The sequence below is a fragment of the Shewanella sp. SW1 genome, assembly GCF_025653545.1.
In the GTDB taxonomy this organism is placed as follows: Bacteria; Pseudomonadota; Gammaproteobacteria; order Enterobacterales; family Shewanellaceae; genus Shewanella; species Shewanella oncorhynchi.
In genome coordinates, this window is the sequence record NZ_JAKKSG010000003.1 from 92,159 (window position 1) to 105,449 (window position 13,291).

The following is a 13,291-nucleotide window of genomic DNA, read 5'->3' on the forward strand; positions in this document are numbered from 1 at the left end:
TATAAGCGCTAGCATATCAGCACTAATGTAAAAGGATGTATGAATGAAAACTCTGTTGAAGTGTGCGTTTGCGGCCTCTGTAGGTTTATTGCTTGCGGGTTGTGGTGACGATGTGGGTAAGGTGAGCTTAGGGCTTTTTACCACTAAAGATGTGATTATTGATGCTAAAAACGATCCTAAAATACCTGGGGTGACTTGCCATATCAGTCGTATCGAAGCCAATTTAGATTTTGCTGATCCGTCCGATATGGGGATCAGTTGCCGTCAAACTGGGCCAATTACTGCGGCCGATCTGGCGAAGATAGATATGGGGAAACACGGCGAAGTGATTTTCACTGAATCCCTGAGTATTTTATTTAAGTCATTAAAAGTGCGTAGAATTTACGATGCGCAAAATCAGACTCTGTTGTATTTGTCCTATTCGACGAAAGAGACCAATGGCAGCCATAAACATGCGCTCTCAACAGTGCCGCTTTATGGCTCTGCGGCTTGGGTCGATCCTGCATTAAGTATTGGAACGAAAGCGAATTAATCGCTGTAGAGTTTATGGTTTAGCGGTTTATTTGCGATAAGCATAATGATATTGCAATAAAAATTCGTATTTGTATCAGTACCGATAAGAGAAGGGGCAGAATATTTATTCCGCCCCTTTTTTATATATTCTGCTAGCACTTAGCACATTAAATATCGTTACTTAGCTTTGGCCGCCAATACAGCGTTAAAACGTTCAAACCCAGCACTGAGATCGGCGATTAAATCAGCGGGATCTTCTAAACCAATATGTAAACGGATCAAAGGTTTGCTCGCATCCCATTGCGTCGCCGAGCGGATTTTTTCAATGCCGAAAATGCCGAGGATTAAACTCTCGTAGCCGCCCCAAGAAAAGCCCATCTTAAAGTGACTCATATTTTCAACCAGTGCGGTGACGGCATCGGCATCGCCCTGTTTTAAGATAAAGGAGAACAAGCCGTTGGAGGCACTAAAATCGCGTTTAAAGAACTCATGACCAGGGCATGTCTCGAACGCGGGGTGACGCAGATGATCGACTTCTGGCCGGGTTTTCAACCAGTTGGCTACTTGCAGTGCATTTTTTTCATGTTGCGCCATACGCACGCCTAAGGTACGTAGGCCGCGGGCAGCAAGGTACACATCATCAGGGGAGGTAGTTTGTCCCATCAAATAACTGTGTTCACGTAATTGTGGCCAGTATTTTTCGTTGGCCGTGGCCGTGCCTATCATCACATCCGAGTGACCGACGATATATTTGGTCGCCGCTTGAATTGAGATATCTACACCCATTTCAAAGGGTTTGCTATTGATGGGCGAGGCCCAAGTGTTGTCTAGCATAGTGATCAACCCATGTTCGTGGGCGATGCGGCACAAGGTCGGTACATCTTGCACTTCCATGGTGATGGAGCCCGGAGACTCTAAAAACAGTACCTTAGTATTGGGGCGAATAAGGTCGCGAATGCCTGCGCCAATCAGCGGATCGTAGTAAGTGGTTTCGATACCAAAACCGCCGAGAATATGGGTGCACAGATCCCGCGTTGGCTCATACACGCTATCAACCATTAACAGGTGATCGCCCGTTTTTAAAAATGACAGTAGCGCCGCACTGATCGCCGCCGCGCCAGAAGGATACAGCGCCGTACCGACGCCGCCTTCTAGTTCGGCAATCGCGGCCTGAAAGGCAAAATGGGTTGGGGTGCCACGGCGGCCATAAAACATCTCGCCATTGGTTTTATTTTTCGCGGCGTGGCGCATTTCATCCATGGTTTCGAAGACGATAGTCGAAGCGCGAAAGACGGGCGGATTGATCACGCCTTTGGTCCATTTTTTGTCTCGACCTAAGCTGACGATTTGGGTGGCTTGATGATGTTTATCTGTCATTGGATCATTACCTTGGCATTTAGGTTGAACGAAGAGGTTGAACAATTTGGGAGAATAATTGGCGTTTCTTATCGATTGTTATGGCGGTCATCTTAGCATCTGCCCGCATAAATGACAGGAGGCGCGTGATGAGTTTGGCTCATGTTATTGGCCTCCTGTATTTTAGCTGTTGAGATTATGACGCAGGGCTTAAAAGCTGTAACACGCTTAACTTAAAGCCCGTATGTTCTTAATTTAAAGGTAAGGTGACAAGGATATCCACACCATTATGTTCGCTGCGATTACGGGCAAGGATTTGTCCTTGGTGGAACTCGGCGACCAATCGCGCGATATACAGACCTAAGCCTAGGTGGGGTTTATCTTGGGCTTGATTAATCCGCACCGACACCATGGAATCGAAAATCTGCTCCGACATATCAATAGGCAGTTCAGGTCCTAAGTTGCTGATAAGCAGAGTCGCTTGCTTACCCACTTGGGTGAGCGTGACTTCGATAGCACTGTCTTTATGGCAAAACTCAATGGCGTTAGCGATAAGTTTGTCCATTAACTGGGCGATATATTCTGGTACACCTTGCATCATCAGTGGTTGATCGGGCACTTTCACACTAAAGCCTTGTTCTGGATAGGTCATTTGATAACCTTGCATACAACCGCTGACCACTTGGGAGAGTGGGAACTTAGTGATATCGGCCTGCGTTAAACTCTGCTCTAGGCGTGTTGCCTCGCTCATGTTGTTTAAAATCATGCTTAAGCGGCTGACACCTTCTTGGGCGCGGTCGACATATTTTTGCGTGTCTTTATCTAAGGTCTGCAGGTTTAAATGCTCAAGGGATGAACGCACCACAGCCACGGGCGTACGTAACTCATGGGACAGGCGCGACGACATGTTTTCTAGATAGTGAGTGTACTGACCCAGTCGCCCCACAATGCTAGAGAAGCTACGGGACAGATCGCCAATTTCATCCCGAGCCTTCGACGGTTTGAGGTGATTACGCACACGGCCTTGGCTATCGATGGCGTTTTCGGCTTCATCGCGCAATTTACGGATGCGGTTAGAAATACTCGAGGCGAAGAAGAACAGCGCCAAGGTGCCCATACTCATTATGGTCAAAATCACGTTAAAGAGTTTTTCCAGCGCTCGGTTGCGTAGGGTTCGAATTCCGTGGGTGGTTTCTTCGGCGACGACTGCCCCCATCACATTGTTATCAATCCAAATGGGGCTCGCAGCGGCGAGTACCACAGCTTTGTTGTCTGGGGTTAACCGCCAAGTTGAACTTTGCTGACCCGCGAGGGCTTTTTGGATATGACTGCCGTCAAGCTCGGTGGAATCTTGTAAGGAATCAATAAAGTCTTTGGGCGGTTTTGTGAGAATTTTATAGTACAGCGGATGCAGGTAATCACGCTTGAAGGTATCCCACAGCGCGGTGCTCTTTTCATCTTCTAAGGTGCGGGTCCATACACTGTCATTAGCGCGAATGTCACCGGATTTTGCCAGTACGCGGCCGTGTTTATCGACCACCCAAATACGTGAGCTATAGTGGCTCATGCCTTTGATAATACTTTCAATTTCCGGTGATGGTACCAGCACAGTGCCGAGATTGTCGACCGTGTCTAAGGCCGAGGTGCCGACAACTGCAGCGACATCACGGTATTTGCTGTCGTTGACATCGGCAATGGCAAATCCGAGTTTGCTGCCGACCATGTCTAAGGGAATACGCAGCTCGACATTGTAGCCCACATCTGTCGTTGCCCATTGTCCTTGGATACGCACCTCAGGTGTGACGGGCACAGTTTGCTTAGGATTAGCGGGTAATTCGAAGGCGCTGATCCAGCCGGGTTGAGTCGTGGCAACGATATAGCGTTTGAATTTATTGTCGGGCGCGAGTGTCGCAATCGAGAGATGATCGTTTCTATCAACACTTAGAGCATTTTTACCCCGCAGTACCACTGTTGGATCAATGACTTGAAAAAAAGCATACAGATAACCATCGTATTGTCCGACCATGTGGGTAAAGCTTAAGGTCAGGGGAGCGTTCGGATCGGCACGCATAATTTGGTGCGCCTCACCGTATTGGATAAATCTGTGCTGATATTCCTGCCATTCGTTGAGTTTGCCGTCGAGTAGAATCGCCCCCGCCAGTGGATAGGCGTATAGATCGCGGCTTTTTTCCACTTGCTTTAAAAAACTCGCTTGCCCATCGAACAATTTTGGCCGCTCGTGCAGCGCGGTGGCCAGTGCTTGAGTGGTGCCTTCTAAGGTGCGTTCTTGGCCGTGGCGAAGATACTTTTCCATTTCCCACACATATTGATACCCCAGCCAAGGTAGGCAGAGCAAGAACAGGCTAAGGCCGATGACTTTAGTGCGTAGACCAAAGGGGAAACGTGTCATAAGTTAGGGATCAGCATTAATGGGTTTAAAAGTTCATTCATCCAAGGTTATCTGGTTCAACGCCGCGCGCTTAAAGGTTGGTTAAGCCATAGATCAGGCCAAGCTGTCCCAGCGATAACCCATACCATAGACAGTATCAATACAATCAAACTCTGGCGCGGTAGCGATAAACTTTTTGCGAATGCGTTTCACATGGGAGGTGATAGTGCTGTCATCGACAAAGATTTTAGCCTCTTGCATTAATTCATGGCGACTGCGTACATGGCCTGGATGTTTGGCTAACGCATGCACCATCCAAAATTCGGTCACGGTAAGCTCGATTGGTAACTGGTTCCAATAGACTTGCATGCGGTTGGCATCAATGGTCAGTGGGCCACGTTCGAGCAAGTTTTCCTGCGCCGTTTGGCTGGCCGCAAGTTCAGATCGTCGAAACAATGCGGCTAAACGTGCGGTTAAATGGGGAAAACTCACTTCTTTGCTCAAGTAATCATCGGCGCCTAAACGCAGGCCACACACAGTATCAAAGTCACTGTCACGGGCGGTTAAAAAGATGATCGGCAGCGTGCTCGACATGGCGCGCAATGACTGACATAGCATAAAGCCTCCATCAATTTCATTACCTAAGCCGATGTCGATAATGGCTAAATCCGGTAAACGGGTATTAAAGGCTAGCATGGCCGATGGTCTGTCGGCGTAGGTTTGCACGCTGTAACCGTGTTGTTGCAGCACGTCCTTGTAATTCTCGCGAATGGCCGCTTCATCTTCCACTATGGCGATACGCTTCATAGAGCCGTATTCCTATTGACTTGGGGGGAGTAAGTTTTCGTGACTATACAGGATTTTACCCGAGAAAAAAGGCCACAAATGCAATTGCCATTTTGTTGCCACAATTGATAGTTGTATTGCCATTTTCCATCCCTGCTCATGCCATTCCACTTGTGTTTAATAGCCCCATTCAGTTTTGTACCCGTTTGACCTGATGTGGTGTTGAGTGGATTGCTTCAGGTACGAGTCCAAGCTCAGCTAATAATCAAAAAGGAATGAGATGATGAAAAAGACACTAATTAATCTATTGGTTTTGAGTTTATTAAGCGCACCTATAGCCAGTGTGTCGGCGCGGGTTTCACTGCAAAACCAAGTGATAGGACAAGACCTCACCCTAGAAAATGATGCCTATGCAAGCGGTATAGCGATGGATGACGAATACGCAAGCGAGGATGAACAACCGGAAGCCCTCATTGGCCTCGGTGGTGGAGCCTTAGTGGGGGCGTTAGTCGGTGGTCCAGTGGGGGCCATTATTGGTGCGTTCACTGGCACCTTAATTGGCAAATCGGTCAGCGATACAGACACACTGCACGTTCAGCAAAGACAGATCCATTTGCAAGAGTCCCAGTTATCCGAGTGGAATGTAAAACAGCAAGCCGCCGAAAAACGGGCGAGCGAATATACCAAGACGCAGCAAGAGCTTGATGAGTTGCTGTCAGCGCAACGTCAATTGCTCAGTGAACTCGCCTTGGGGCTTAGCGTACAGTTTCGTACCGGTTCCTCTGAGGTTGAATCGCATTTTTTGCCCCAATTAGATGATGTGGCTGAGGTGATGAATTTATCACCAGAACTCAATCTTGAGCTGAAGGGCTATGCCGACCGCCGTGGTGATGAGAGTTACAACCAAGCCCTTTCTGAACAGCGTCTACTGGAGGTGCGTGGCTACCTGATTAAGCAAGGCGTCACTGCCGAGCGTATGACCACTCAAGCCTTTGGCGCTTTATCGCCTTTGCAAGCCGACCAAGACAGAGAATCGGATGTGTTCGACCGCCGCGTGACATTAACACTACAGCCTCATTTGGCCTTGACGGCAAGGCACGCTGCTGACTAGCGGTCAATTTAAGCTGTCCATTTTACGTCGTTCATATTAACGACAACCAACATCAGTTCATATTTGTTAATAGAGGAAGCCTTTGTGATGATCACAGGGAAAAGGGTAAAAGAAGTGAGTGAAGCGGTAGCGGTATTGCTGATCAGTGCCGCCGTGTGTTGGGGTTTGCCCTTTGTGGCATTGGCTTCGCCTAATAGTACCGGCACATTGTCTGCGCCACAGAATATGGCTTCGGCATTGGTCGGGCAAAATAGTGCAGAGTCACACATCATTAATTACGATGATATCACGCAGGGGCTGTTGCTTTATCGCCAGCCGAGCGGTGCTTGGGTGCCATCTTTGCCGCTCGATACACAAGTGTCGATGCAAGTCTCTGGCTTAAGTAATCGCGTGAGCGTGAAACAGGTTTTTCGCAACAACACTGAATTTGTGTTGAATGGGCAATATTTGTTCCCGCTGCCCAATGAGGCTGCGGTGGATTCGTTGCGATTACATATAGGCCAGAGAGTGATCGAAGGGCAAATTCATCCTAAGGCCGATGCCAAGCAGATTTTTGAGCAAGCGAAAGCTGAAGGCAAACGTGCCAGCTTAGTGAGCCAAGAGCGGCCTAATATGTTCACGACCGAAGTCGCAAACCTAGCACCTCAAGAGGAGCTGATTGTAGAAATCAGCTATCAGGAGACCATTAAATATGAAGATGGTTTGTTTAGTTTACGTTTTCCGCTGGTGGTCGCGCCCCGTTATATTCCGGGATTAACATCGGATTCAAGTGCTAGCGACTCACATGATCCTATGGCACAGGTGCGCCAATCAAGCCGAGTGACAAGTTCGCAGGTGTTTGATGCTGACCGGATTGTGGCACCAGTGCGGGACGGCGCCAGTGGACGTGATCCTGTGCTGAAGGCAGACATTCAAGTCTTACTCGCAAAGGGGGTTGATAAAGCGTCCATTGAGAGTCCTTACCATGACATCAAACTCAAGCAAGACAACAGCGGCGCGGTCGATGTATCGCTGGCGCAACGAGTGCCCGCTAATCGTGATTTTGTGCTGCAATGGCGAGTAAAGCAGGGCACGAGCCCAATGGCTTGGGTGTTTAATCAGCAAGGTAAAACCCATAAGCTCGATGGCGAAAATTTGTCTCAGGATACACTTGAGACAAGTAAAACTAGCGGCGTAAATGATGATAGTTACAGTCTCGTCATGGTGTTGCCTCCTAAGGTTGAAAAAAGTACTCAGCCGAGTTTGTCCCGTGAATTAATTTTAGTGATTGATACTTCGGGCTCTATGGCGGGGGATTCTATCGTTCAAGCTAAAAATGCACTGTTATACGCGTTAAAAGGACTGAAGCCGGAGGACAGTTTTAACATTATCGAATTTAACTCCAGTTTGTCTCAGTTCTCTGCAGTGCCATTGCCGGCGACTTCGTCGAATTTGTCACGGGCCCGTCAATTTGTGAGCCGTTTACAGGCCGATGGTGGCACTGAAATGGCGTTAGCACTGGACGCTGCCTTGCCAAAATCCTTGGGCAGTGTATCGCTTGATGCAACGCAGCCTTTGCGCCAAGTGATCTTTATGACCGACGGCTCTGTGGGCAATGAACAAGCGTTATTTGATTTGATCCGTTATCAAATAGGTGAGAGTCGCCTATTTACTGTCGGCATAGGCTCGGCGCCTAATTCTCACTTTATGCAAAGGGCGGCGGAACTCGGTCGTGGCACTTTTACCTATATTGGCAAAGTGGATGAAGTCGATGAGAAGATCAGCGCCTTACTCAGCAAAATTCAATATCCAGTGTTAACCGATATTCAAGTGCGTTTTGATGATGGCAGTGTGCCCGATTACTGGCCATCACCTATTGCTGATCTGTACCGCGGTGAGCCAGTGCTCGTGAGTTTAAAGCGCAGCGCCCGTGAGCCACAGGAGTTAGTGATTTCAGGACGCCAAGGGCATCAAAACTGGCAACAGTCGCTCTCGCTGCAGGACAACTCCGTAGGATTGATGACCCATCAAGGTGCGGGTTTAGATTTGCTGTGGGCGCGTAAACAGATTGGTGCATTGGAGTTGAGTAAAAATGGCGCGAATGATGACAAGGTCAAACAGCAAGTGACGGCCTTATCAATGAATTATCACTTAGTCAGCGCCTATACCAGCTTAGTGGCGGTGGACTTAACCCCAATTGATTCAACTGCAATGAGCCGTGATGCCGTGGTTCGTCAGCACTTGCCCTTAGGTTGGCAACCTTTTGGAGCCTTGCCGCAAACCGCGACTTCAAGTCGTTTGGATATGTTATTAGGTGCGCTGACCTTGCTACTCGCTTTGATTCTTACGGGATCGATTCTTCGACAAAGACGGGAAGAGAAGGCGGCCTTGGTGGCACTTACCAGTGAACGATGAGTTAAGCGCGATGAGCAAAAGCAGAACACAGCGATTTTTAGTGGTGGGATTATTTTTAATTGGCGCAACATTGTTAGGAAAGGGACTCTATATGCAAGCTAAAGCACACTTTGCCCAGTATTTGATTGAACAGGCGTGGACTAAAACCTTGGCTGATGGCCAATCCCATAAACCTTGGTCATGGGCGGATACCTATCCCGTGGCAAAGCTGTCTATTCATCGTGAGCAAGTGGCGGCTAACAACAATATTGAAGCAGAGCTTAATGACAGTTTATACGTTCTTGCGGGGGCTTCTGGGCGAAATTTGGCCTTTGGTCCGAGTCTGGTGTTGTCCAGTGCGCCAGCGGGGCAAAAAGGCAATACTGTGATTGCCGGCCACAGGGATACGCATTTTGCGATACTCAATGGCATGGCGGTGGGGCGTCGATTATCGTTACAAACGCTTAAAGGCAATCACATTATTTATGAAGTGGTGGCGACTCAGGTCGTACATGAAACCGAAACTCAATTTATGGCGCCATCCGATGATAATCGCTTAACGTTAATTACGTGTTATCCCTTCGATTCACTTCAAGGTGGTGCTGAACTGCGGTTTGTGGTGCAGGCGATACCCGTCGAAAATGAGTCGATGGAAACACACGGTACGAATGTATCCGTTTCAATAGGGAGTGGCGTGCAAGGGAATATTGGAACTGTTTCTCGCAGTTTCAAACATTAATCTGAAATCTAATTTAAATCCTTCATGTAGCTTTCAAAAAAATGCTCCTTTGTTAATCATCTTAGCCTGAAGCTGAATTATCGGCTTCAGGCTAAGTTATAACCATCAGTTACTGATAGGCAGCACACGATTTCGTCCTAAGCGTTTGGCTTCATAAAGTAATTTGTCTGCCGCTTCAATCAATTGCATCCCCGTTTGTTTTTCTTGCCATTGGGCGACGCCAAAGGAAGCACTGATATTATTGATGCGTTCGTCTTTGCGTCTGTCTTTTAAACTGAGTTTTTCGAGTCCACGGCGCATAGCTTCGGCCAGTTGCCTTGCGATACGTAGCTGACTTTTAGGAACAATAATCGCAAATTCTTCACCGCCAAAACGATACAGTTTCGTGCCATCGCGGCAGGATTCCTGTAGCCGTTTCGCCACGGCGCGTAACACTTGGTCGCCGAGCTGGTGGCCATAGGTGTCGTTAAACACTTTAAAATGGTCGATATCGGCCAAGATCACACAAGTGCCTAAGGGGGCTTGGGCTATCATTCCTGCAAAATCAGTGTCAAAGGCGCGGCGATTAAAGCAGCCCGTCAGTGCATCGTAGAGAACGTCTTTTTCTGTTTGTTCAAGTTTTTTCTTTAGTGCGTTTATTTCGGTTTGAGCCTTCTGCAGCTGACCGGTAAAGAACTCTGTGCTCGAGCGAATATTGTCCGACTCTTTCACTAAGCTGCGGACCAGATCGAGTACTTGTTCGACGCTAAAGCCTTCGTCTTCGATGCGGTTGAGCTTTTCAAAATTACTTTCGATACGCGACTGGAAGTCATTGGCATCTAGATTGGTATCTTTGAGTGATTGGGAAAGCTCAGTCACCATAGCATCCAGATTTTGGCGCATTTCTCTGACATCGAGTTCAACTGGGTCGGCAACATATTGGCGATACAAGATTTCGCTACTGACAGGAGGGCAAGTATTGTATTGGGCAATAACAGTATCGAGTTGTTGATTTAACTCCGGATTTTGTTCACCAACATAAGTGTACCAAAGCGCATAGTTAACGGGGGTGGTCGGAATTTTATGTTTGAGCATCAGAGGCACTGCTTTTTTGAGGTTCAGTGCAGCGGCTTGTAATAACTCTAGCGACATATTGTTACCTTACTCAATGAAAATACACGGATATTTTAAAATTTCGCTATTTTTTTATTCTGTTGCAGTCAGGTTTAGATCAACGACATGAATATCGGTCAGATGGAGACATGATTACCGTTTACTCTTGGATGTAGCGACTCCGTTTGCGCTAAGACTTCCATCATAAATTAAAGATGATATGGTAAAGTCTATCCTTAAAACCAAATAATGATAATAACTTGGGAGAAAGTTGTGAAAAATTTAATCATAACCACAAGTCTGTTGGCCACTATCTCATTACCTGTCTTTGCTGAAACGGCATTTGTGAAAAGTCTCGATCTCGTGCAATACCGAACCGATGTGAAAACCTTAGCGAGCGATGCTTTTGGGGGACGCGCGCCCTTATCTGAAGGAGAAAGGTTAACTTTAGACTATTTAGTGACAGCATTTAAAGATATGGGTCTCAAACCCGGATTTGGCGATAGCTATTTACAGGCGGTTCCTTTAGCGCAAATTAGTGCCGATCAAAACATGCAGCTTGATATCGGTGGACTTAAATTTGCTAATGGCAGTGAATTTACCGCGAGAACCCAAAGAATCGCCGACACCGTGAGCCTGAATAAAAGCGATGTGGTATTTGTTGGCTATGGTATCAATGCACCCGAATATGGCTGGAATGATTATCAAGGGTTAGATGTAAAAGGCAAAACGGTCATCGTACTCGTGAATGACCCCGGCTTTGCGACCCAAGATCCAACAATATTTAAAGGCAATGCTATGACCTATTATGGTCGCTGGACTTATAAATATGAGGAAGCGGCGCGTCAAGGCGCTGAGGCCGTGTTTATTGTCCATGAAACCGCACCAGCCGCCTATGGCTGGGGAGTGGTACAAAACTCCAACACGGGCACTAAGTTTACTCTGGTCGATGCCAATAATAACCAAGGTCAAGTGGGCGTGATGGGCTGGGTTCAGCACGAGGCCGCACAAAAAATCTTTGCCAAAGCGGGATTGGATTTTGATACCTTAAAACGGCAAGCGGCCAAGCCAAACTTTAATGCGATCCCACTTAAGTTGAGCGCGCAGCTCACGTTAAACAATAAAATTGAACACGCCAAGTCCCATAACGTCGCGGCTTTACTGCCCGGTAAAACGCGTCCCGAGGAAGTGGTGATGATGCATGCCCATTGGGATCACCTTGGTACTGTGATTGAAGACGGTAAGTCAGAGATTTTAAACGGTGCGGTCGATAATGCCAGCGGTGTGGCGGGGGTTTTAGCGTTAGCGCGTTACTTCAAACAGCAAGCTAAGACGGCGCCACTGGATCGCTCGGTGCTCTTCAGTGCCTTTACTGCAGAAGAAACGGGTCTGATTGGTGCACAGCATTTTGCTCAGCATCCCAGTGTGCCAACCAAAAATATCGTCGCCTTTTTAAATATCGATGGCATGAATGTAAATAAAGGCGTGGATTACATTTTGCGCTATGGGGAAGGGGTATCTGAGTTGGAGCAATACTTAGATAAAGCTGCCAAAGCCCAAGACCGTTCGGTAAAAGCGGATCCAAGACCACAGAATGGATTGATGTTTAGATCAGACCATTTTGCGCTGGCCCAGCAAGGTGTACCAGGATTGTTATTTATGAGTCTTGGGGATACAGATCCTGACTATATTGCGCATAAATATCACCAAGGAGCCGATGATTATGATCCAAATTGGACGTTGGAGGGCGTGAGTCAAGACCTAGACTTGATCGCCAGTATGATAACCACTTTAGCGAATGGTTCAGATTGGCCCCATTGGCTTGAATCATCAGACTTTAAAGCCAAACGTGAGCAGGATGGCCGTAAATAGGCTTAATGGGTTGGATCATGAGGGCGTCCAGTAGGCGCCCTTATTTTTTAGCACTAATTTGGGCTAGGGTTCGGGCAACTGTTTGAGCGAGAGGGGTGTTTAATACAATATGGGAAGAAATTTTTATAGAATTAAAAGGAATAGCTGATAGAAAGCATAGGGCCAATAAAATTGTAATAGATGTTGTAATCGGCGATTTGAGTATCTTTATTCGGCGAATTTTGGGCGATATCAACGTCAACTTTATAGTAGTTATAGGCCACGCTCATACGCCAGTTTGGGGTGATTTGTGCATTAACCCCCACTTTAATATCAACCAGTTCGCCTTTGACATCATTGAGTTTGATGTAAAAATACTGTGCATGGCTGGTGATTTGCCAACCAGGAACAAATTCATACTGACCATATATGCCAATGTCGGGCAGTGGCGCAGTGACATTTTCGTCAACAATGCGCGGAATTGCTTGGCTACCGCAGACATTATTGAGTAATTCCGATGAAGCGCAAACACCAATCACCCCTTCAAAACCTGTCTTGATAAACATAGTATGTAAACCAAGTGATAAACCGACATCATAGTTACTGCCTTGAAATACATCATAGCCATAGCCGAAGCGCAGTACATCAATGTTTAAGGTTGAATTTAGATTACCGCCTGCTTTGATATCGTAAATGGTGTCGTTAATCTCGAGCTGGAAGGGTTTGGTTAAGGCTTGGGTTTCGGCGTTACGATGAAGCTGTTTCCAGTCTAGGTAGATATTGTGCCGTTCGTTAAAGTGATAATTTAACTCGATAAAGGGTAAAAATTCGTTTTCTGCAAGTTGTAGATCGGACTCATAATCTAAGGTGAAATTATTACCCGAAATAGGGTTAGTGACTTCCATATTGGTGTCTGATTGCGAATAAAAGCCGCCTAACTGAATAGTAAAATCATCGGCTTGCACTTGAGTGCTGAGCAGTGACGCTATGATTAGGGGTAATAGGCGGTTCGACATGTTAAGGAGTGACTCCTGCATTATTCTTATTATGTTTAGCGATAAGGTCAGAATTTAGTGCCATA

At 47.0% G+C, this 13,291-nt stretch carries 10 protein-coding genes; 5 read left to right on the forward strand and 5 right to left on the reverse strand.

The genetic code is table 11. The annotated features are described in order from the left end of the window. Window positions 1-43: 43 nt before the first annotated feature. Window positions 44-532: a CreA family protein gene (locus tag L5M71_RS03655; protein WP_131525552.1), complete on the forward strand. Its 489-nt coding sequence runs from the start codon at window positions 44-46 to the stop codon at window positions 530-532. 158 nt (window positions 533-690) lie between these two features. Here the strand turns inward: L5M71_RS03655 and L5M71_RS03660 are convergent, their stop codons facing one another. From L5M71_RS03660 to pdsR, 3 genes are all read right to left on the reverse strand, one after another. Continuing rightward, on the reverse strand, window positions 691-1,890 hold the full coding sequence (locus L5M71_RS03660; RefSeq protein ID WP_105252748.1) for a cystathionine beta-lyase: 1,200 nt from the start codon (window positions 1,888-1,890) through the stop codon (window positions 691-693). A gap of 229 nt (window positions 1,891-2,119) precedes the next feature. Then, window positions 2,120-4,279, reverse strand: a complete 2,160-nt coding sequence (pdsS, locus tag L5M71_RS03665; protein ID WP_263176052.1) for a proteobacterial dedicated sortase system histidine kinase — start codon at window positions 4,277-4,279, stop codon at window positions 2,120-2,122. Between the two features lie 93 nt (window positions 4,280-4,372). Next, entirely contained in the window at window positions 4,373-5,065 is a 693-nt protein-coding gene (gene pdsR, locus L5M71_RS03670) for a proteobacterial dedicated sortase system response regulator (RefSeq protein WP_006081337.1), read from the reverse strand. Window positions 5,066-5,324: 259 nt separating this feature from the next. Here pdsR and pdsO point away from each other — a divergent pair, with 259 nt between their 5' ends. From pdsO to L5M71_RS03685, 3 genes are all read left to right on the forward strand, one after another. Then, on the forward strand, window positions 5,325-6,155 hold the full coding sequence (gene pdsO / locus L5M71_RS03675) for a sortase-associated OmpA-like protein PdsO (RefSeq protein WP_263205473.1): 831 nt from the start codon (window positions 5,325-5,327) through the stop codon (window positions 6,153-6,155). Window positions 6,156-6,242: 87 nt separating this feature from the next. Beyond that, window positions 6,243-8,549, forward strand: coding sequence for a marine proteobacterial sortase target protein (locus tag L5M71_RS03680; RefSeq protein WP_263205471.1), 2,307 nt, complete (start codon window positions 6,243-6,245; stop codon window positions 8,547-8,549). Window positions 8,550-8,559: 10 nt separating this feature from the next. Next, window positions 8,560-9,267, forward strand: coding sequence for a class GN sortase (locus tag L5M71_RS03685; protein WP_219233729.1), 708 nt, complete (start codon window positions 8,560-8,562; stop codon window positions 9,265-9,267). Window positions 9,268-9,372: 105 nt separating this feature from the next. Here L5M71_RS03685 and L5M71_RS03690 read toward each other — a convergent pair whose 3' ends face one another. Next, window positions 9,373-10,398: a GGDEF domain-containing protein gene (locus L5M71_RS03690; RefSeq protein ID WP_263205467.1), complete on the reverse strand. Its 1,026-nt coding sequence runs from the start codon at window positions 10,396-10,398 to the stop codon at window positions 9,373-9,375. 210 nt (window positions 10,399-10,608) lie between these two features. Between L5M71_RS03690 and L5M71_RS03695 the strand changes: the two genes are divergently transcribed. Continuing rightward, window positions 10,609-12,231 (forward strand): M28 family metallopeptidase, encoded by a 1,623-nt coding sequence (locus L5M71_RS03695; RefSeq protein ID WP_263205465.1) that lies wholly within the window; start codon window positions 10,609-10,611, stop codon window positions 12,229-12,231. A gap of 131 nt (window positions 12,232-12,362) precedes the next feature. On the opposite strand, the gene L5M71_RS03700 is transcribed toward L5M71_RS03695, so the two are convergent. Then, a complete protein-coding gene (locus L5M71_RS03700; protein WP_263205462.1) occupies window positions 12,363-13,226 on the reverse strand; it encodes a hypothetical protein in 864 nt (287 codons plus the stop codon). Between the last annotated feature and the right edge of the window lie 65 nt (window positions 13,227-13,291).